General features: G+C 62.3%; 15 protein-coding genes. 5 read left to right on the top strand and 10 right to left on the bottom strand.

Annotation, left to right across the window (positions count from 1 at the left end):
* Positions 1 to 89 precede the first annotated feature (89 nt).
* The 6 genes from HX817_RS02890 to HX817_RS02915 all read right to left on the bottom strand — a co-directional run bounded on the left by HX817_RS02890 (position 90) and on the right by HX817_RS02915 (position 11,063).
* Positions 90 to 689 (bottom strand): LysE family translocator, encoded by a 600-nt coding sequence (locus HX817_RS02890; RefSeq protein ID WP_177021201.1) that lies wholly within the window; start codon positions 687 to 689, stop codon positions 90 to 92.
* 188 nt (positions 690 to 877) lie between these two features.
* Positions 878 to 5,068 (bottom strand): YncE family protein, encoded by a 4,191-nt coding sequence (locus HX817_RS02895; RefSeq protein ID WP_177039752.1) that lies wholly within the window; start codon positions 5,066 to 5,068, stop codon positions 878 to 880.
* A gap of 125 nt (positions 5,069 to 5,193) precedes the next feature.
* Entirely contained in the window at positions 5,194 to 6,033 is an 840-nt protein-coding gene (locus tag HX817_RS02900; RefSeq protein ID WP_177009627.1) for an AraC family transcriptional regulator, read from the bottom strand.
* 82 nt (positions 6,034 to 6,115) lie between these two features.
* Positions 6,116 to 6,757, bottom strand: a complete 642-nt coding sequence (locus tag HX817_RS02905; RefSeq protein ID WP_003214055.1) for a DUF1345 domain-containing protein — start codon at positions 6,755 to 6,757, stop codon at positions 6,116 to 6,118.
* Positions 6,758 to 6,800: 43 nt separating this feature from the next.
* Complete coding sequence (locus tag HX817_RS02910) at positions 6,801 to 9,893, bottom strand: efflux RND transporter permease subunit (protein ID WP_003214052.1); 3,093 nt, start codon at positions 9,891 to 9,893, stop codon at positions 6,801 to 6,803.
* A gap of 12 nt (positions 9,894 to 9,905) precedes the next feature.
* Positions 9,906 to 11,063: an efflux RND transporter periplasmic adaptor subunit gene (locus HX817_RS02915; protein ID WP_177039753.1), complete on the bottom strand. Its 1,158-nt coding sequence runs from the start codon at positions 11,061 to 11,063 to the stop codon at positions 9,906 to 9,908.
* Between the two features lie 305 nt (positions 11,064 to 11,368).
* Here HX817_RS02915 and HX817_RS02920 point away from each other — a divergent pair, with 305 nt between their 5' ends.
* From HX817_RS02920 to nudC, 4 genes are all read left to right on the top strand, one after another.
* Positions 11,369 to 12,070 carry a response regulator transcription factor gene (locus HX817_RS02920; protein WP_008430287.1) on the top strand — a complete coding sequence of 234 codons (702 nt, stop codon included), beginning with the start codon at positions 11,369 to 11,371 and terminating at the stop codon, positions 12,068 to 12,070.
* Positions 12,071 to 12,073: 3 nt separating this feature from the next.
* Positions 12,074 to 13,369, top strand: coding sequence for an ATP-binding protein (locus HX817_RS02925; RefSeq protein ID WP_177039754.1), 1,296 nt, complete (start codon positions 12,074 to 12,076; stop codon positions 13,367 to 13,369).
* A 223-nt stretch (positions 13,370 to 13,592) separates the two neighbouring features.
* A complete protein-coding gene (locus tag HX817_RS02930) occupies positions 13,593 to 14,405 on the top strand; it encodes a crotonase/enoyl-CoA hydratase family protein (protein ID WP_177039755.1) in 813 nt (270 codons plus the stop codon).
* Between the two features lie 6 nt (positions 14,406 to 14,411).
* Positions 14,412 to 15,245 (top strand): NAD(+) diphosphatase, encoded by an 834-nt coding sequence (gene nudC, locus HX817_RS02935; protein WP_177039756.1) that lies wholly within the window; start codon positions 14,412 to 14,414, stop codon positions 15,243 to 15,245.
* Here the strand turns inward: nudC and HX817_RS02940 are convergent.
* The 3 genes from HX817_RS02940 to HX817_RS02950 form a co-directional block, all read right to left on the bottom strand.
* The gene (locus HX817_RS02940) at positions 15,213 to 15,992 is read right to left on the bottom strand and encodes a TSUP family transporter (protein ID WP_003208505.1); all 780 of its coding nucleotides are present in this window, start codon (positions 15,990 to 15,992) and stop codon (positions 15,213 to 15,215) included. The genes nudC and HX817_RS02940 overlap by 33 nt on opposite strands.
* 195 nt (positions 15,993 to 16,187) lie before the next feature.
* Positions 16,188 to 16,904 (bottom strand): phosphatidylcholine synthase, encoded by a 717-nt coding sequence (gene pcsA, locus HX817_RS02945; RefSeq protein ID WP_003208507.1) that lies wholly within the window; start codon positions 16,902 to 16,904, stop codon positions 16,188 to 16,190.
* Between the two features lie 148 nt (positions 16,905 to 17,052).
* Positions 17,053 to 17,979, bottom strand: a complete 927-nt coding sequence (locus tag HX817_RS02950; protein ID WP_177039757.1) for a class I SAM-dependent methyltransferase — start codon at positions 17,977 to 17,979, stop codon at positions 17,053 to 17,055.
* Between the two features lie 191 nt (positions 17,980 to 18,170).
* Between HX817_RS02950 and mdeB the strand changes: the two genes are divergently transcribed.
* The gene (gene mdeB, locus HX817_RS02955; RefSeq protein ID WP_177039758.1) at positions 18,171 to 20,849 is read left to right on the top strand and encodes an alpha-ketoglutarate dehydrogenase; all 2,679 of its coding nucleotides are present in this window, start codon (positions 18,171 to 18,173) and stop codon (positions 20,847 to 20,849) included.
* A 124-nt stretch (positions 20,850 to 20,973) separates the two neighbouring features.
* Here the strand turns inward: mdeB and HX817_RS02960 are convergent, their stop codons facing one another.
* Positions 20,974 to 21,462: a DUF1289 domain-containing protein gene (locus HX817_RS02960; protein WP_177039759.1), complete on the bottom strand. Its 489-nt coding sequence runs from the start codon at positions 21,460 to 21,462 to the stop codon at positions 20,974 to 20,976.
* Positions 21,463 to 21,555 lie beyond the last annotated feature (93 nt).

Raw genomic sequence — 21,555 nt, forward strand, 5'->3', positions numbered from 1 at the left:
GGCTGTGCATATAGGCAAGGGAAATCAAACACCCGCAGCCCCGATAGCGGATAGCTGTGAAAACTGACAGTGCCGACGAACGGTTGTGTCTACACCCAGACGCTCAGCCAGCTTGAGACCAGCAACAACACCGCCATGCAGCGGTTGAACCGTTGCATGGCCTTGGGCGAGCGAAACACCCGGCTGCTTCCAACCCCCAGCAATGCCCACGCGCCGAGGCACGGCAAGGCGATCACAAAGAACGCCAGCGACAGGTACAGCACATGGCTCTGGCGTTCATCGCCATTGCCGGCAAACACGCTCACCACCGCCAGGGCCATCATCCAGGTCTTGGGGTTGACCAGTTGCAGGCTGGCGGCGCCGGCCAGGCCCAGGGGTTTTTGCACGGCAGCCGGGTCGATTGACTCGGCGGGGGCGCTGAAGATCTGCCAGGAAAGATAGCTGAGCCAGGCGACCCCCAGCCATTGCATCGCTGCCTGCACCCGGGGCCAGTGCGCCAGCGACTGGCCAACGCCGGAGCCTACCAGCAGCACAATCCCCGCCGCCCCCGCGCATGCGCCCAGCACGATAGGCAGTGCGGCTTTGAAGCCATACCGTGCGCTGTTACTCAGCACCAGGATATTGGTGGGGCCAGGGGTGATGGAGGCTACAAAAGCGAATAACAGGAAGGGCAACAGGGTAGGGAACATGGTGGGGCGACTCCGTAGGTGGGACGATGGAGTCGATGGTTGCAGGGGCGTGGTGGCGTGTCTGGAAGGTTTGAGCAGGGGCGTGCGGACACGGGCAGGGGATAGTGGCGGGAGAGCTATAGGGGACAAAAAAAGGGACAAGTCCATGGTTTAGATGGACCTGTCCCGGTTATACCTCGGTTAGTTAATCAATAACGCATGACATAGAGTCCTTGCGAGTCACTGTCGGTGAAATAAGCTTTTGAACCGTTTGGAAGTACTGCAATATTGCCAGATCCAAACCCAATGTCCACGGGTATAGTCGCTATAAGCCTGTCCGTATTTGTGTCAAATATGTTGAAGACCCTGTACCCTGCCGTATAGACATGAGGAAGTACCGGGTTGACTGCAACCGACCTTCCCCATCCCACCCCAATCACGGTCACCAAACTGTTGGTGTTGGTGTTTATTATCACCAAGCCATCAGCTCTCGCCAAATAGAGGCGAGGGGTGTTGGTACTTAATGCCATGGGCCCAATCACTCCCTGAATGACAGTTACAACACTATTGTTTGCAGTATTGATAACAGTCGTATCAACCGCGTTGAAACCGCCGCCATAGGTCGTAAGATAGGCACGCGTATTATTAGGTGAGCGGGCGATGAAGTAAGACTGACCCGCTATTTGAGCTATCCGATTGCCGGTGGCGGCGTCGTAAGTATAAGCACCGGTCCTCGAAGTAACATATAGCCGAGTGCCTGCAGTATTGATCGCCAAGTCCTGTGCATTTTCGGTGGCATAGGTCGCAACTCTGGCAAAGGAGGTTGTACTGATTACCGCTATGCCGGTGTGGACCAGGTCCAGGTAGAGTCTTGATCCGTCCGGGTGAATTGCAAGGTGCCCACTGGACTGAATGTCATACGAAGCCGAGTGAATAATGGCGTCCGTTGCTGTGTCGATAACGTAAATCGCAGTTCTACCACCCGCGCCAACAGCGACATAAACGCGGCGCCCGTCAGGGCTGACGACGATCCCCCTTGATGAGTGAAGGAGGGTAGGAATAAATGTGACCTCCGCTAGCCATGTCACGGTATAGGTACTTTGCAGGAGCGGGATGGCTTTTGACTCATCGTCACTGCCGTCATAGGTCACTTTGCAGGTCACCGTGAACGTAGTGTTTTTCCCCAGGCTTGCCAGCCAGCTGCGGGAGACAGCTTGGTTGGTGATGCCGTTGGCCGCTTGAGCAGCAGTAATGGCGTGTGCCCTCAGCACCGACAAAGGTTCTACACCTGCCGCCTCCAGCGTGATCCATACACGTTGACCTTGCTTGCTCAATTCCCATTTGGCTACAGAGGCGTGTGCATCCCCGGTGAACGCCTGGAGGTCCAGGGTTGTGCCGCTGTTCATGTTATTGATTCGCGGTTGTGGCGGTCTGCCCGCCGGGATCCTGGCCACAGTCAATACCTGCGTTTCTGAAGGCACCGGGCTGCCATTGATGGTGGCGACATAGCGCAACTCAATGGTTTTGCCGACGCTGTCTGCCAGCACTTCATTGGTAATGACGAAATCCACACGACCGCCGTCCAGGCCGTCCTTGGCGCCAATATCCGCAACACCACCATCCGGGAAAATCCATTGCAACTGGATGGAATGGCTTGGATTCATGCCGCCATACGCCACCGTGACACTGGCGTTGTCTACGTGGTCCAGCGGCTGAATGGTCAGCGTTGCCCCGGGCTGGTCGTTGAACCGTGGGTGCGGCAGCACGGCGGGCAGGGTTTGCACACGGTGTTCACGCACGCCAAACAGCACGGCGGTGTTCTTGTCGGGGCTTTCTGCCAGGCTGACCCAGAAGCGGATGGTCAGGTGCGAGCCATCCATCAAGCGCTGCAGTTTGTCCACTGGCGCGGGTGGCGAGATACCGTTGGCGGCACCGTTTTCGGTGACCAGGTTGGCGGTGTAGGTGTCCTCGCGGTACGGGCTGCCGTCGGCAAACGTGCCCTCCCAACTCATCCACATAAACTGCCCGGCATCGATAAACGGCCAGACGGATACACGGGCGCGGGCCTGGTCATTGAGTTTCGACAGGTCGAGCAGGGTGCTGTCGCCAATGCCGTCGATCGTCGGTGTGGGCAGCCCGGTGAGGGGAAGCAGGTGCAGGTCGACAGTGTCCGAAGGGTACGGAAAGGCGCCACGGTTGAAGTGGTATTGCACGCTGATCTGGTTGCCACCGGGGCGAATACCCCTGGCGATGGTGCGCGCCGGGATGGTCACGAATACTTCGTTGGTGGACGGGTTGCCCAGGGTGTACTCGGTGGCACTGCCCAGCCCGTCGCGGCTCAACCAGTCGACCTTGATCTGGTCGGTGGCCTGCATCGGCCGGTATCTCACGATGACCTTGGCGCCGCTCAATGCGGCCAGGGGGTTGAGTGCGTCGGGGAACAGGGTGGCGCCGTCGATAACCGGACGGTCCAGTTGCACGCCGCGGCCCACGGTCAGGTTGAGCACCTCGGAGCGCAATACCAGGCGTGGCGGGCCGCTGCGTTCGAGGCTATAGGTAATGCGCAGGCTGCCATTATTGTTGTTGTCGAGGATCGCCCGGCTCACCGGGAAAACCAGGGGCTTGCCTGCCGTGCCGCCGTTGATGCGCACAACGCCACTGGCCGAGCCGTCAAGGCCGGAGCCGATGGCGTTCCAGTGGATCAGGTCACCTTCTTCGGTCTGCCCGTGCGGGGCGGGCAAGGTCAGGGGCAGGGTCAGCAGCAAGGTGGGCGTGGTCACATGGCTGGGGTCGATGTTGTTGCCCAAGGCGCCTTCCAGGTGTGCAGTCGGCATGTTGCCGATGCGCTCACCCACGTGGGCGAACAGCTCGCGAGACTTGCGAATGGTCAATGCGTTGCCGTCCAGGACGTGTCCGGCGCCATCGTTGACCAGGTAATAAAATGCGATGTCGCCCACGCCTTCAAACTGTTTCAGGTGCTCTTTGCTGACGTAGCGCGTGCCGCCCTGGGCGCCCGCCAGTTGTTCTTCCTCGTAGTCTTCGCCGCCGCCGCCCGGGCGGATATGTTCAATCACCAGGGTTTCCAGCCAGTCCGGGTTGTGGGGTTCGTAGAAGGGGATCTGCACGGTGATGTCCTGATCGGGCTCGATCAGCCCCACCTCGATCGGTGCGACCGTCACTGCCGGCATCGCCACCGGCGTGCCCACCACGCTGACGGAGGTACTGCCGGATTGCTCCACGCGGCCGTCGTTTTTCAGCCACTGGAACGAGACCCGGAAGGACCCGCCCACCAGTTGTTCGATAATCTCGCGGTCGACGGTGACAAATTCAACGCTGAGGTTTCTGTCCACCACCGGGGCCAAGGGGAACACCTGGGTCGAACCGTCGCCCAGGGTACCGAACAAGGTCACCGCCAATTGGTGCCGCGGCAGGGGCGCCGGGGTTTGCCGAGGCACCGTCACCAGCACTTCGAAGGTTGCCTCGCTCTGCGTATCGAAGTCGATCTGGGTCGCCTCTTCGCCATCCACCAGGAAGATCGGTGCAAAAAGCAGGTTCGGATCCAGCTCGCTGTCCAGGAAGTAGGGTTTGGAATACTGGTACTTATCCCCGGAGAAGTTTTGCACCACGTCCGAGACCCGGAACCGCAGGGTCAGCTTGCCGAAATGCCCCCCCTGCAAAATGATGTCCCTGGAGACAAAGACGCGAATCGGCCCTGAACCCGCGACTTCGGCCGGGCTGACGATATGCGTGACTAAAACCCCATCCCACGACAGCTCGATCTGGTCATTCTGGCGCAGGTTTTCATAGCGCTGGATCAGGCACCAGACCCCGCTGTTGGCATTATCTATATTAACGGTGGAGCCCTCAGGCAGGCCTTCCACCGTCATCACCAGGCCCGGGTGCCATTTGCTGCCGGGGTCGTTATCGCGGCCACCGGGGCGGGTGGTCTTGATCAGGATGGTTTGCAGCGGCGACGTACTTTCCTGGCCGCTGCCGGCCCGCACTACGCGGCCGTATATCTGGACGTCGCCTTCGGGGATGAATTCTTCGGGGACGAACAAGTCGTAACGGTCCCGGTCTTCAAGCGCAATATCGGCGGCGACTGCATTGACCAGGTCGTTGAGGTAGAGGGCGTAGAAGTCGTAATTGAAGTTGAACCAGCGTTCGAAGGTCCACTGGGCAAAGGGGCGCACGTGGCGGATGCCCAGGCCGTAGACCCCTCTTTCAGGATACAGCGTGGCATCCAGCGGGACCGACGGATAGGCTGACTTGGGTGGGTCGAGGTCTTCGACGCGGCGCGACGCCAGGCCTGACGATGGGTTATGCAGCACGAGGGCGTTGCCGGGCGGGTTGTTGTCGCCCAGCGGCGCATTATCCGGGGCTATGGGAAAATTGGGCATGGACAGGCTTCCTTGAATGAGGCGCGGCCCTGAGTGGCCGACTGCTGACAAGGAGATCAAACACCTATCGGGGGGCGTGGCGAACCTGTGAGAATTGACAGTGCCGACGAGTGGTGGTGGCGCAGCTAGCGCTGCAAAACGCTTGAACACCGCTTGCGATACGCCGCTGGCGTCAGGCCATACGCCCTCACGAACCAGCGCCCCAGGTGACTCTGGTCGGCAAAGCCCAGGGCAACCGCCACGTCGGCGGGTTGCTTGCCGTTGGCCAGCCAATGCCGGGCGCGGGCCAGGCGCAGTTGCACCAGGTAGGCATGGGGTGGCAGGCCGAAGGCGCTCTTGAAGGCGCGGGTAAGGCGAAAGCGATCGACGCCGCAGGCCAGCGCCAGTTCATCCATGCCCACATCTTGCTGCAGGTGCGCATGCAGGTATTCCCGGGCCTTGTGCGCCACCCGTGGCAGGCGAGGGTCTTCATGGTAGCGGGTGCGCCAGTGCAGTTGCGCAGTGAGGCGTTCGAGCAGTTGGTCCATTGCCTGTTGCCGCACGATGCGCAGCTCACCTCCGTGCAAGGTCTGGAAGGCCCGGCTGGTGGCCAGGGCCAGGCGCGGGTCGCTGGCCAGGGTGCTGGCAAACCCCAGCTGGCTGTCGAGCGGCGCTTCTTCGAACACTGCGCTGACTTCCCGCGCCAACCACTGCGGGTCGAGGTAAAGCATGTGGTAGGTAAAACCGTCCGCCGTGGGCGCGTCGCCGTCGTGCAGCTCGCCGGGCTCCACCAGGAACACCTGGCCGGGCACGCTGTTATGGCGGGTGCGCCGGCAGTTGAACTGCTGCACACCTTGCTCCGTGACGCCCACCAGGTAGCTGTCGTGCCAGTGCGGGTCGTAGGCGTGGCCCTCGAAATGCGCGCGCAGGGTCTCGATGCCGGTGTCGGCGTCCTGAGCCAGGTCGATCCAGTTGTGGGCGGCCATAAAATACCTATGGAATGGAACACTGCAGGAGCGAACAAGCTCGCTCCTGCAGGGGCTTAGCGTCTAGAAGGTTTGTGCAGCTTCATCCAAACAATCCGGCGGCGATGTTGATCGAGAACCCCAGGATCGCCGTGTTGAACAGAAACCCGATCAACGATTGCCCCAGCACCACCTTGCGCATGGTACGCGTGGCAACCCCGACATCCGCCGTTTGCACCGCCACGCCGATGGTGAACGAGAAGTACAGGAAGTCCCAGTAATTGGGCGTGCGTAAATCCTCGGCAAAGCGCAGTGCCGGCTCGGGACCGTCCCAGGTGTAATACAGGCGCGCATAGTGCACGCTGAAAATCACCCCGATCAGCAGCCATGAGCCAACCACCGTCAGGCCGGTGAAGCCGTAATGCAACAGGCGCTGGCTATCGCTCAGGTCCTTGGTGCCCACCAGGTTCAGGGTGATGGTCGCCAGGCTGGCAATCGCCGCAATGCACACCATGAACAACACCAGGCCGGCGTTTTCGTCCTCGATCTCGGCGATGCGTTTTACGTCGTCGGCGCGGGAATGGCTGGTGAGCCACAGCATCAGCACCAGGTAGGTCCAGACCCCGGCGTTCCAGCCGATGAGGATTTTGCTGATGATCGTGTCGGCGGGAGCCAGGAGCCCCACCGCCAGGCCCAGGACGGCGGCGGAGGACAGGCGAGGGTGGGTGCGTGCGAGGAAGGGCATGGCGCTCACAAATCAGGGATGTGTAAGCACCATAGCGCATTTATTACGTGTGGCGCTTGCGCACCAGCTTCATGACCACGACGAAGAACACCGGCACAAACACCACCGCCAGCGTCGCGGTAATCATGCCGCCGATCACCCCGGTACCGATGGCCTGCTGGCTGGCCGAGCTGGCGCCCGTGGCAATCGCCAACGGCACCACGCCGAGGATGAACGCCAGGGACGTCATGATGATCGGCCGCAGGCGCAGGCGTGCGGCTTTCAACGTGGCGTCGATCAGGTCTTCACCCTGGTCATACAGGTCCTTGGCAAACTCGATGATCAGGATCGCGTTCTTCGCCGACAGCCCAATGATAGTAATCAGGCCGACCTTGAAGAACACATCGTTGGGCATCCCGCGCAAGCTTACGGCCAATACCGCGCCGAGCACGCCGAGGGGCACCACCAGCAGCACCGAGGTCGGAATCGACCAGCTCTCATACAGCGCCGCCAGGCACAGGAACACGATCAGCAGCGACAAACCGAGCAGCAGCGGTGCCTGGGAGCCGGACAAGCGTTCCTGCAACGACAGGCCAGTCCATTCCTGGCCCAGGCCGGCGGGCAGTTGGCTGACCAGGCGCTGGATTTCCTCCATCGCCTCGCCGGTACTGTGGCCCGGTGCCGATTCACCGGAAATCGCGATGGCCGGGTAGCCGTTGTAGCGGGTCAACTGGGCGGGGCCCTGAATCCAGCGCGCCTCGACGAAGGCCGACAGCGGCACCATCTTCCCGGCATTGTTGCGCACATGGATCTTCATCAGGTCGGCCACCTGGCTGCGCTGATCACCTTCGGCCTGCACCACCACCCGCTGCATGCGGCCCTGGTTGGGGAAGTCGTTGATATAGGCCGAACCGATGGCCGAGGACAGCACATTGCCGATATCGGCAAAGGAAATGCCCAGGGCATTGGCTTGCTTGCGGTCCACCTCAAGCTGTACTTGCGGAGCTTCGGCCAGGGCGCTTTCACGCACGTTGGCCAGGATCGGGCTTTTCTCGGCAGCGGCCAGCAGTTCGGTGCGGGCCTCCATCAACGCGGCATGGCCGACGCCACCACGGTCCTGCAGGCGGAACTCGAAACCACTGGAGGTGCCCAGGCCATCCACCGGCGGTGGCAGGATTGCATAGGCAATCGCGTCCTTCAGCTCACTGAAAGCCGCGTTGGCACGGTCCGCAATGGCCGCGGCGGAATCCTTGCTGCTGCGCTCCGACCAGTCCTTGAGCGTGGTAAACGCCAGCGCGGCGTTCTGCCCCGAACCGGAGAAGCTGAAACCCATGATCATCGTGGTATCGCCCACGCCTGGCTCGCCGGCGTTGTGTGCCTCGATCTGCTCGGCCACCTGCACCGTGCGGTTTTTGCTGGCACCCGGCGGCAGCTGGATATCGGTGATGGTGTAGCCCTGGTCTTCCACCGGCAGGAAGGAGGAGGGCAGGCGGGCGAACAACACCCCAAGCCCCACCACCAGCACCAGATAGATCAACAGGTAACGGCCACTGCGCTTGAGGGCGTAGGCCACCCAGCCTTCATAGCGGTCGGTGAACTGCTCGAAGCGCCGGTTGAACCAGCCGAAGAACCCGCCTTTCTCATGGTGCTCGCCCTTGGCAATCGGCTTGAGCAAGGTCGCGCACAGGGCTGGGGTCAAGGTCAGGGCGAGGAATGCCGAAAACAGGATCGAGGTGGCCATCGACAACGAGAACTGCTGATAGATCACGCCCACCGAACCCGGCATGAACGCCATCGGCAGGAAAACCGCCACCAGCACCAGGGTGATACCGACAATCGCCCCGGTAATCTGGCCCATGGCCTTGCGGGTGGCCTCCTTGGGCGACAGGCCCTCGGTGACCATGATCCGCTCGACGTTCTCTACCACCACAATCGCATCGTCCACCAAAATGCCGATGGCCAATACCATGCCGAACATGGTCAGCACGTTGATCGAGAAACCCAGCAACAGCATCGTCGCAAAGGTGCCCATCAGCGCGATGGGCACTACCAGCGTCGGGATCAATGTGTAGCGGATGTTTTGCAGGAACAGGAACATCACCGCAAACACCAGCAACATCGCTTCGCCCAGGGTGTACACCACCTTGGTGATCGAGACCTTCACGAATGGCGAAGTGTCGTAAGGGATCTTGTATTCGACGTTGGCCGGGAAGTAGCGCGCCAGTTCGTCCATCTTCGCCCGCACCAGGGTCGCGGTGCTCAAGGCGTTGGCGCCCGGTGACAGCTGCACGCTGACGGCGGTGGACGGCTTGCCGTTCAGGCGGGTGGAGAACTGGTATTCCTGGCTGCCGATTTCCACCCGCGCCACGTCACCGACGCGCACGGTGGAACCGTCCGGGTTGGCCTTGAGCACGATGTCGGCAAATTCGGCCGGGGTCGACAGTTGGCCTTTCACCAGGATCGACGCGGTGATCTCCTGGGTCTTGGTGCCCGGCAAATCGCCGATGCTGCCGGCCGACACTTGGGCGTTCTGCGCCGCAATCGCCGCGTTGACGTCGGCCGGGGTCAGGTTGAAGCCGATCAGCTTCTGCGGGTCGATCCAGATGCGCATTGCGCGTTCGGCGCCGTACAGCTGGGCCTTGCCCACACCGTCCAGGCGCTTGAGTTCGTTCATCACGTTGCGCGCCAGGTAATCGCTGAGCGCCACGTCATCGAGCTTGCCGTCACTGGAGGTCAGGGTCACCAGCAGCAGGAAGCCGGCGGAGACTTTCTCCACCTGCAAGCCTTGCTGCGTCACGGCTTGGGGCAGGCGCGGCTCCACCGCCTTGAGGCGGTTTTGCACATCGACCTGGGCCATTTCCGGGTCAGTGCCCGGCTGGAAGGTGGCGGTGATGGTGGCCGAACCGAGGCTGCTCTGGGATTCGAAATACAGCAGGTGATCGGCGCCGTTAAGCTCCTGCTCGATCAGGCTGACCACGCTTTCGTCCAGGGTTTGCGCGGAGGCACCCGGGTACACCGCATAGATCTCGACTTTTGGCGGCGCGACGTTGGGGTACTGCGCGACTGGCAACTGCGGGATGGCGAGGGCGCCGGCCAGCAGGATAAACAGGGCGACCACCCAGGCGAAGATCGGGCGGTCAATAAAGAACTGCGGCATGTTTAACGATCCTTATTGGCCGGATGCCTGGGCGATGGGCGCGGGGCTGTCGTCGACCTGGACTTTCTCGCCAGGGCGGGCGTGTTGCAGGCCTTCGACGACGATACGGTCACCGGCCTTCAGGCCGCGGGTCACCACCCAGCGGTCATCGACCACCGAACCCAGTTCTACCGGCTGCTGGCTCACGGTTTGCTCGGCGTCCAGCAGCAACACCATCGGGATCCCGGCGCTGTCGCGGGTGATCGCCCGTTGCGGCACGCTGATGCCTTGCTGGTCGACGGCTTGCTCCAGGCGCACGCGGATAAAGCTGCCGGGCAGCAGGTCGAGATCCGGGTTGGGGAACTCGCTGCGCAAGATGATCTGCCCGGTGCCCGGGTCGACGCTGATCTCGGCGAACAGCAACTTGCCCGGCAGCGGATACAGGCTGCCGTCATCCTGGATCAGCGTGGCCTTGGCCTGGTCCTGGCCGACTTGCTTCAAGTGCCCGGCGCGAAAGGCCCGGCGCAGGTCGTTCAGCTCGCGGGTGGATTGGGTCAGGTCGGCGTGGATCGGGTCCAGTTGCTGGATCAGCGCCATCGGTGTGGCTTCGTTCTGGCCCACCAGCGCACCTTCGGTCACCAGCGCACGGCCAATCCGACCGGAAATCGGCGCAGTCACGGTGGCATAACCCAGGTTCAATTTGGCGCGCTGCACGGCGGCCTGGTTGGCGGCCACATCGGCGGCGGTTTGCCTGGCGGCGGCGCGGGCGTTGTCGTATTCCTGGCCGCTGATGGCGTTGCCTTCCACCAGTTGGCTGTAGCGCTGCTCTTGCAGGCGCGCCTGGAATGCATTGGCCTCGGCCTTGTGCAGGCTGGCCTGGGCGCTGTCGAGGTCGGCCTTGAACGGCGCCGGGTCAATCCGGAACAGCACATCGCCCTGTTTGACGTCATGGCCTTCCTTGAACACCCGTTGCAACACCACGCCGGCCACCCGGGCGCGCACTTCGGCGATGCGTGGCGCGGCAATCCGTCCGCTCAACTCGCTGGTGATGGACAGGGGCTTGGCTTCCAGGGTTTCGATCCGCACCTTGGCCAGCGGCGCCTCGGCGGCGTCGTCCGCCGACTTGCCACACGCGCTCAACGCCAGTGTCAGGGCCAACAGGCAAAACGGCGCAAACAGATTCTTCGACATGCTCATATCCCAATATTGACTGGCGCATCCTACGGGCGCCCCCGCCACAGTGCTGTGAAGCTCTGTAGGTGGTGTGTGAAGAAATGTAAGGTGCAGCCCACAGATGCACGCGGGCGTATATCCTTCATAACCGCCGAACCTTACACGATCTTCCTGACACCGAAGATCAAATGTGGGAGCGGGCTTGCTCGCGAAGGCGGTGTGTCAGTCGCCGTGTGCGTTAACTGAAACACCGCTTTCGCGAGCAAACCCGCTCCCACATTGGATTTGCGTACTACTCAGAAATTGTATTATTTGGAAATACCATGCCCAACATTCTTCTGGTGGAAGACGACGCCGCGCTCTCCGAATTGATCGCCAGTTACCTGGAACGCAACGGCTATCACGTCAGTGTGCTCAGCCGTGGCGACCACGTGCGTGAGCGTGCGCGGCTCAACCCACCGGACCTGGTGATTCTCGACCTGATGCTGCCGGGCCTCGACGGCCTGCAGGTCTGCCGGTTGCTGCGGGCCGACTCGGCCACGCTGCCGATCCTGATGCTCACCGCCCGCGACGACAGCCATGACCAGGTGTTGGGCCTGGAAATGGGCGCCGACGACTACGTCACCAAACCCTGCGAGCCGCGGGTATTGCTGGCGCGGGTGCGAACCTTGCTGCGCCGCAGCAGCCTCACCGAACCCCAGGTGGCCAACGACCAGATCCTGATGGGCAACCTGTGCATCGACCTGTCGGAACGCACCGTGACCTGGCGCGGCCAGCCGGTTGAGCTGTCCAGCGGTGAATACAACTTGCTGGTGGTGCTGGCCCGACACGCCGGCGAAGTGCTCAGCCGCGACCAGATCCTGCAACGCCTGCGCGGCATCGAGTTCAACGGCACGGACCGTTCGGTGGACGTGGCGATTTCCAAGCTGCGGCGCAAGTTCGACGACCACGCGGGCGAGGCGCGCAAGATCAAGACGGTGTGGGGCAAGGGCTACCTGTTCAGCCGTTCCGAGTGGGAATGCTGAGCCATGTTTCGCGTCCTGATTCGGCTGTACCTGATCACCATCGTCACCTTCGCCGCCGCGATCTACCTGGTGCCCCGGGCGGTGATCCAGCTGTTTGAACACCGTTACATGAACTACAACATCGAGCAGTCCCGAGGCATGCAGAGCCTGATCGTCAAGGAGTACCGACGGGTGCCGATGGAGCAGTGGGCCAATATCACCGTGCGCCTGTCGGCGGATTTCGCGCCGCTGAAGGTGCAACTGCTGCGTATCCAGGACGCCAGCTACACCCCTGAAGAACAGCGCCTGCTGGAAAAAGACCAGATGGTGATTCGCCTGGGCGAGTGGGGCTGGGCGGACGACGTCAGCTCGGCCCTGGACGACCAGTTGGTGGTCAAGGTCTCGGTACCGCCGGACCCGCTGGACATGAACCTGCTGTACTGGAGCATGAACGTGCTGATCGGCGCGGCGCTGCTGGCATGCCTGCTGTTCTGGCTGCGGCCCCACTGGCGTGACCTGGAACGCCTGAAAAGCACCGCCGCGCAACTCGGCCAGGGCAACCTTGCGGCCCGCACAAAAATCCCGCCCAGCTCCAACATCGGCAGCCTGGCGGCGGTGTTCGACACCATGGCCAACGACATCGAACAGCTGCTCAACCAGCAACGCGACTTGCTCAATGCCGTCTCCCATGAACTGCGTACGCCGCTGACGCGCCTGGACTTCGGCCTGGCCCTGGCGCTGTCCGACGACCTCCCGGCGGCCAGCCGTGAGCGGCTGCAAGGGTTGGTGGCGCACATTCGCGAGCTGGATGAGCTGGTGCTGGAGCTGCTCTCCTACAGCCGTTTGCAAAACCCGGCGCAAACACCCGAGCGGGTGGAAGTGGTGCTGGATGAGTTCATCGACAGCATCCTGGGCAGCGTCGACGACGAACTGGAAAACCCCGATATCGTGATGGACGTGGTGCTGGACTGCGCCGTGGAACGCTTCACCCTGGACCCGCGCCTGACCGCCCGGGCCCTGCAAAACCTGCTGCGCAACGCCATGCGGTATTGCGAGCGGCGAATTCAGGTGGGGGTGAAGGTGTGTCCCAGGGGGTGCGAGATTTGCGTGGATGATGACGGTATTGGCATTCCGGTTGACCAGCGGGAGCGGATTTTCGAGCCGTTCTACCGGCTGGATCGCAGCCGGGATCGAGCCACTGGCGGTTTTGGCCTGGGATTGGCCATCAGCCGGCGGGCGCTGGAGGCGCAGGGCGGAACATTGACGGCCCAGGCTTCGCCATTGGGTGGTGCACGCTTCCGGCTCTGGCTGCCGAGTTAAAGAACACCACAAAACCATTGTGGGAGCTGGCTTGCCTGCGATGGCGGTGGGTCAGCTTGCATCTTTGCTAACTGATACACCGCCATCGCAGGCAAGCCAGCTCCCACATTTGATCTTCATTGTTCTTCAGTCCCGAATTTGGCGTTTGCACAGCCTTACCACCTCACGCGGTGCCTTGTTATAGTTCGGCCCCTATTCCAGCCGCCAGTCAAGGATCACTGCCATGTCCGAATACCAAGCCTTTGTCGTCGAACTCAGCGGCAACGTCGCCCATGTGCAGCTCAATCGCCCGGAAAAGATCAACGCGATGAACGCGGCGTTCTGGACCGAGATCATCGACATCTTCCAATGGGTCGAAGACACCGACGCGGTGCGTGCCGTAGTCATCAGCGGCGCCGGCAAGCATTTCTCCTCCGGCATCGACCTGATGATGCTGGCCTCGGTCGCCAACGAGTTCGGCAAGGACGTGGGCCGCAACGCGCGCCTGCTGCGGCGCAAGATCCTCGAACTGCAAGCTTCCTTCAACGCCGTCGACAACTGCCGCAAGCCGGTACTCGCGGCGATCCATGGCTACTGCATCGGCGGCGCCATCGACCTGATCAGCGCCTGTGACATGCGCTACGCCGCCGAAGATGCGCAATTCTCCATCAAGGAAATCGACATCGGCATGGCCGCCGACGTCGGCACCCTGCAACGCCTGCCGCGCATCGTCGGCGATGGCATGCTGCGCGAGCTGGCCTACACCGGCCGCCAGTTCGGCGCCGAAGAGGCCCGCAGCATCGGCCTGGTGAATCGGGTGTACAGCGATCACCAGAGCCTGCTGGCCGGCGTGCTGGAAATCGCCCGGGAAATAGCCGCCAAATCACCGATCGCGGTCACCGGCACCAAGGCGATGATCAGCTACATGCGTGACCACACGATCAATGACGGTTTGGAATACGTTGCCACCTGGAACTCAGCTATGTTGCAATCCAACGACCTGCGCGTGGCCATCGCGGCCCATATGAGCAAGCAGAAACCCGACTTCGTGGATTGACTGAACATGACCCCAGGCTGGATTACCACAATGCTGCTGGACAATGACGCCCCGGGCGGCTGGGCCGTGGCCCGCAGCCGTGAAGGCTTTTTACACGACCAGAACGGCCCGCTGTTTCCCCGGGAATGGCTCAAGCGCCAGGACCTCTCGGTGTTCGCCGAGCATGGCATCGGCCACCTGGACGGCGAGCCGGTGTACCTGCTGGAACTCAACAGCCCCGCCGACGTGCCGGGCTGCGGCTGGCAGGGCCTGCGGGCATTCATGCTGCAGGGCGATCACACGCTGTACAAAGTCCTGGGCTACGCCGCGCAAATCGGCACCTGGGCCCGGGAGCATCGTTTTTGCGGCAGTTGCGGCCAGGCGATGGTGCAGGTGCCACGGGAGCGCGCGATGTTCTGCCAGGCCTGTGACCTGCGCAGCTACCCGCGGATCTCGCCGAGCATGATCGTGTTGGTGACCCGTGGCGACGAGATCCTGCTGGCCCGTTCGCCGCGCTTTGTCACGGGTGTCTACAGCACCCTGGCGGGGTTTGCCGAGCCGGGCGAGTCGGCCGAGGACTGCCTGATTCGCGAAGTGCGTGAAGAAGTGCAGGTGGAGGTCAAGAACATCCAGTACATGGGCAGCCAGTGCTGGCCGTTCCCGCACTCGATGATGCTGGGCTTTCACGCCGAGTACGCCGGCGGCGACATTGTGCCCCAGGCTGACGAGATCGAAGACGCGCAGTGGTTCAACATCCATGAACTGCCGCCGTTGCCGGCGTCGCGCTCGATTGCGCGCTACCTGATCGACCTCTACCTGGCTCGTCGCCTAGGTCACGCTGAACCAGTGCTGCCAGGCTAGGCGCACCGTCAGGCCGAGCACCACGGTGATGAACACCGGGCGAATGAACTTGGCGCCGCCGCTGATGGCGCTGCGTGCGCCAAAAAACGCGCCGCACATCACCGACACGCCCATGCACAGGCCGACAATCCAGTCTACCGAGCCATTGAAAATGAACACCGTCAGCGCCGCCGCGTTGCTGACGAAGTTCATGCTGCGCGCCACGCCGCTGGCCTTTACCAGGTCGATGGGGTGCAACAGCATGGTACTCACGGTCCAGAAGGCCCCGGTGCCCGGGCCGGCGACGCCGTCGTAGAAACCCAGGCCAAAGCCCTGGGTGGACTGCCATTTCTTCTTGATCGGTGCGTCGTTGTCCAGCGCCGCCTTGGGCGTGCCGCCGAACAGCAAATACAAACCGCAGCCGAACACAATCACCGGGAGCATCTTGTTCAGGGTTTCTGCCGGCAGGTAATGGGCCACGACCGCGCCGGTGAGTGCACCGACCAGGGTGCCGACGATGGCGTGCACCCACTGGCGCGGATGAAACAGCTTGCGCCGGTAGAAGGTAAAGCTGGCAGTGGCCGAGCCGAAGGTGGAACTGAGCTTGTTGGTGCCCAGCACCAGGTGGGGCGGCATGCCGGCGGTCAGCAGGGCGGGCGTGGTGAGCAGGCCGCCACCGCCGGCGATGGCGTCGATGAAACCGGCGATAAAGGCAACCACGGCGAGGATCGCCAGGGTGGTGAGGTCAACGCTGAGTTCGAAGGGCATGGGCAAGACTTAGTCGGCAGGGCGCAGCAAGGGCTGCGCGAAAGGCCGGTATCTTACCCATAACCCTGGGTCGAGGCGATCCAAATGTGGGAGCGGGCTTGCTCGCGAATGCGCAGTGTCAGTCACCGGATAGAGTGGCTGATCCACCGCATTCGCGAGCAAGCCCGCTCCCACATTTCAACCGTGCCCGCTTGGCTATTTATGTGTTTCGACCCACTCCAGTGCGGTCCGCCAGATGCAGATCCCCAGGAAGTACGCCGACATCAGCAACCACAGGCCCAGGGTCAGGCGATTGGTGTACGGGAAGTCGATCACCAGCAGCAGGCTGCACAGCAACCAGATGGTGGTCACGGCAATATTGATCGGCATGAAGCGCTTGACCCGGAACGGGTGCAGGAACTTCATCGGCGTCACGGTCAGCAACGCCAGGCCGATCACGGTGAGCAAGGTGACCCAGGCTTCCGGCTGGATGATATAGACGCACAGCGCCACCACGTTCCATGCGGCGGGGAAGCCGACGAAGTAGTTGTCCTTGCTCTTCATGTTGACGTTGCAGAAGCAGAACAGCGACGACACCAGAATCACCGACACCGTAAACAACGGGGTGAAGTCCGGCAGGGCGATATAGCGATAGATAAACAGCGCCGGAATAAACACGTACGTCAGGTAATCAATCACCAGGTCCAATACCGAGCCATCGAAGCTTGGCAGCACTGTTTGCACATTCACCCGTCGCGCGAGAGAGCCGTCGACCCCATCGACGATCAAGGCCAGGCCCAGCCACAGCAGGCAAGCCTTGGGCTGGTTGTCGAGCAGTGCCAGGGTGGCCAGGAAGGCCAGCACCACGCCGGTGGCGGTAAAACCATGGGCGCCCCAGGCCTTGAGACGGGCTACATGCAGGGTCGATATCACAGGGGCGTTCTCCAAAAGGTGAAACAGGGCAGCCGACGGGGTAGCACCGTCGAATCTGGCCAGAGTGTGCAGGTATCGACCGGGAAGGGTGGGATAAGGTTCACCACCCGGCGTAGGTTAAGCGTAGCAAGCGCAGGACGTTTCGGCATCAGCCTTGGCGAAACACCAGTGCCTTTAATCCGCTTTGCGGGTCGATATCGGGGAATTCCGGCGGGTTTTCCAGCCGCTGGTCAAAGCGCAGGCCAGGCGCTTCGCGGGTTACGCCGTCGATCAGGAAGTCTTCGCCGAGCGCCGGGTCGTTCATGCACGCCAGCACCGTCCCCTGGGCCGTGAGCAAATCCGGCAGGCGACGCAGCACCCGCTGGTAGTCCTTGGTCAAAAGGAAACTGCCTTTCTGGAACGAGGGCGGGTCGATGATCACCAGGTCGTACGGGCCGCTGTTGGTGACCTTGGCCCACGACTTGAACAGGTCGTGGCCGAGGAACGTCACCTTGCTCAGGTCGTGGCCGTTCAGGCGGTGATTGTCACGACCACGGCTCAGGGCGCCTCGGGCCATGTCCAGGTTCACCACATGCTCGGCGCCGCCTTCGATGGCCGCCACGGAGAAACCACAGGTGTAGGCGAACAGGTTCAGCACCCGCAGGCCATGAGCCTGTTCGCGTACCCAGTTGCGGCCGTAACGCATGTCGAGGAACAGCCCACTGTTCTGCTTTTTGCCCAGGTCGATCAGGTAGCGCAGGCCGCCTTCGGTGATGGTCAGTTCGTCGACCACCTCGCCCAGCAGCCATTCGGTGGTGCTTTGCGGCAGGTAGCGGTGTTGCAGCGCCACGGTATGGGCGCCGAATGACCGCCAGTCGATCTGCACCAGCATCTGCTTCAAGGCCTCAAGCTCCGCGGCTTCAGGCTCCTTGAACAGCGAGACCAGCACCACGCCTTGCAGCCAGTCCACCGTCAGTTGCTCCAGGCCCGGCCAGCAGCGGCCACGCCCGTGAAACAGGCGCCGGGTCTCGGCGGGGACGGTTTGCAGGGCATTCAGCAAATGGGTGTGCAGGGTGGCGAGTGCGTCTGGGTTCATCGGGCAACGTCGGTCATTGAGCGGGCGGCATTTTAAACACAATTGCGGGGTGTTCGGGAGTTGAAGCACAACGTGCTTTGAATTTGCTGATTGGCAGTGATTTATGCTCAAAAGTCCCTGAGAGGCGGCGCACAACAGTCAAAAAATCCCTTGGCACCGACATAAACTGGAAAAAAAGCCCGGAGGTGCCCATGAACGGTTTCGCGAGTGCAGTGAGTCAGACAGCGATGGACCAGGAAGAACTGTCCGAATGGCGCGATGCCCTGGCCTCCCTGGTGGCCAACGCCGGCGCGGCGCGCGCACGGGAGATCCTCGACATGCTGGCGGATGCCGGCGGCGCGCCGCACATCGCCTGGAAACCCCGGCATGGCACGCCCTACATCAATAGCATCGCCGTGGAGCAGCAACCGCCGTTTCCCGGCGACCTGGCCACCGAAGAACGCTTGGCCTCAGTGGTGCGCTGGAACGCCCTGGCCATGGTAGTGCGCGCCAACCAGGCCTATGGCGAACTGGGCGGGCATATCGCCAGCTACGCCAGCGCGGCGGATTTGTTCGAGGTGGGCTTCAACCACTTTTTCCGTGCCCGCAACGACAGTTTTGGCGGCGACCTGGTGTTCTACCAGCCGCATTCCGCCCCCGGCATCTATGCTCGCGCCTTCCTTGAAGGGCGCCTGAGCGAGGCCGACCTGGCCCACTATCGCCAGGAAATCGGTGCCGGCAAGGCGGGTGCCCAAGGTTTGTCCAGCTATCCCCATCCGTGGTTGATGCCGGACTTCTGGCAATTTCCCACCGGGTCCATGGGCATTGGCCCCATCAGCTCGATTTTCCAGGCGCGGTTCATGCGCTACCTGCAACACCGCGGCTTGCAGGACACCACCGACCGCCACGTATGGGGCGTATTCGGCGACGGCGAGATGGACGAACCGGAAAGCATGTCGGCCCTGACCCTGGCCGCCCGTGAAGGCCTGGACAACCTGACCTGGGTGGTCAACTGCAACCTGCAACGGCTCGACGGCCCGGTGCGTGGCAACGGGCGAATTATCGACGAGCTGGAGGCGTTGTTCGCCGGTGCCGGCTGGAACGTGATCAAGCTGGTCTGGGGCTCGGACTGGGACGCCTTGCTGGCCAAGGACACCGACGGCGAGCTGGCGCGCACCCTGTCGCAGACGGTGGACGGACAATTCCAGACCTTCGCCGCCAAGGACGGCGCCTATAACCGCGAACATTTCTTCGGCCAGAGCGAGGCGCTGTCCAAACTGGTCGAGGGCCTGAGCGACGAGCAGATCGACCGGCTCAAGCGTGGCGGCCATGACATGGTCAAGATCCACGCGGCCTATCACGCGGCGCGCCGGGTCGCCGGCAAACCCACGGTGATCCTGGCCCAGACCAAAAAGGGCTTTGGCATGGGCGAGGCCGGGCAGGGCAAGATGACCACCCACCAGCAGAAGAAGCTCGACCGCGAGGCCTTGATCGCCTTCCGCAATCGCTTCCAGTTGCCGCTGTCGGATGAACAGGCCGAATCCCTGAGCTTCTACAAGCCCGCTGAAGACAGCCTCGAAATGCGCTACTTGCACCAACGCCGCGCCACCCTCGGCGGGTATGTGCCGAGCCGTGGCCAGCAGGCACCCACCGTGAGTGTCCCGCCGGTGTCGGGCTACGGCGCGTTTGCCACCCAGGCGGAGGGCAAGGAAATGTCCACCACCATGGCCTTTGTGCGCATGCTCACCAATCTGCTCAAGGACAAGGCCCTCGGCCCGCGCATCGTGCCCATCGTCGCCGACGAAGCGCGCACCTTCGGCATGGCCAACCTGTTCAAGCAGATCGGCATCTATTCCAGCGTCGGCCAGCGCTACGAGCCCGAAGACATCGGCTCGATCCTCAGCTACCGCGAAGCCACCGACGGGCAGATCCTTGAAGAAGGCATCAGCGAAGCCAGTGCCATCAGTTCCTGGGTCGCGGCGGCCACCAGTTATTCGGTGCATGGCCTGCGGATGCTGCCGTTTTACATCTACTACTCGATGTTCGGTTTCCAGCGCGTGGGGGACCTCATCTGGGCCGCCGCCGACCAGCGTGCCCGAGGTTTTCTGCTGGGCGCCACTGCCGGGCGCACCACCCTGGGTGGCGAAGGCTTGCAGCACCAGGACGGCAGCAGCCACCTGATGGCCGCCACCGTGCCCAATTGCCGTGCCTACGACCCGGCGTTTGCCGGCGAGTTTGCGGTGATCCTCGACCATGGCATGCGCCAGATGCTGGAGCACGATGTGGACGAGTTCTACTACGTGACCCTGATGAACGAAAACTACCCGCAGCCGAGCCTGCCGGAAGGCGTCGAAGCCGCGATCATCAAAGGCATGTACCGGCTGAGCGGGCAGCCTGGCGGCATGGTCCGGTTGCTCGGCTCCGGCACGCTGGTGCGCGAAGCCCAGGCAGCGGCGCAATTGTTGGCGGAAGATTGGCAGGTTGACGCTGAAGTGTTCAGTGTCACCAGCTTCAGCGAACTGGCCCGGGACGCCCGTGACGTGGAACGCTGGAACCGCCTGCATCCGCAACAGCCGGCGCGGCGCAGCCACCTGGCGGAGTGTTTGCCCAAGGGCGCGCCGGTGGTGGCGGTGTCTGACTATGTAAGGGCGGTGCCGCAGATGATTGGGTCGTACGTGGATTCGGCTTACACCGTGCTGGGGACGGATGGCTTTGGTCGCAGCGATACCCGGGCGGCGTTGCGGGATTTCTTCGAGGTGGACCGGTATCACATTGTGCTGGCGGCGCTGACGGCGTTAGTGGAGCAGGGGAGTCTGGACAGGCAGGTTTGCCAGCAGGCGATAAAGCGTTATGGGGTGCAGACCGATCGCGAGCCGTCCTGGACCTCCTGAGCGACAAAGATCTAAATGTGGGAGCGGGCTTGCTCGCGAATGCGGTGTGTCAGTCAATATATCCGGCAACTGATACACCGCTTTCGCGAGCAAGCCCGCTCCCACACTGGTTCTGTGTGTTTGTCTAAATACTGGCTATCAACGGCGCCCCAAACGATTCCCGCAGAAACCCCGGCGCGATATACCGCTCGTAATGCGCCTCGGACAACAGGAAAAACTCCCGGTCAATCGCATCCCGCAAATCTGCCAGATTGCGCTCGCGAAACTCCGGCAACAGCGCCAACCCATACGCATCCAACTTCGAAATCACCCGCGCGCCCCGGGCAATCAACTGGTACGCCCAGCAATACGGCGACTGGTGGGGCACAAAGCGAATCTTGCGGTCTTCCAGTTGCTGGCGCAGGCGCTGCGGGTCCAGGACCTGCAGCTTGCCGGTCATCACCTGCACCAGCAGTTGTTCCAGGCGCAGCCACACCGCCTGTTTCTCCTCGGCGTTGTAGCCGTTCCACTGAATCACCTCATGGTGATAACGCTTGCAGCCCCGGCATACCAGGTCTCCGTAAACGGTGGAGCACAGGCCGACGCAGGGTGTCTTGATGGTTTGATTGGGCATAAAAAAACATCGACAGGTGAAACAACACGGCCCCCGAAGGGGCCGCTTTAAATCAATCCCAGCTCAGCGCGCCACCAGTCTGATACTCGATCA

The sequence above is a fragment of the Pseudomonas sp. C6002 genome, from assembly GCF_013385805.1.
In the GTDB taxonomy this organism is placed as follows: Bacteria; Pseudomonadota; Gammaproteobacteria; order Pseudomonadales; family Pseudomonadaceae; genus Aquipseudomonas.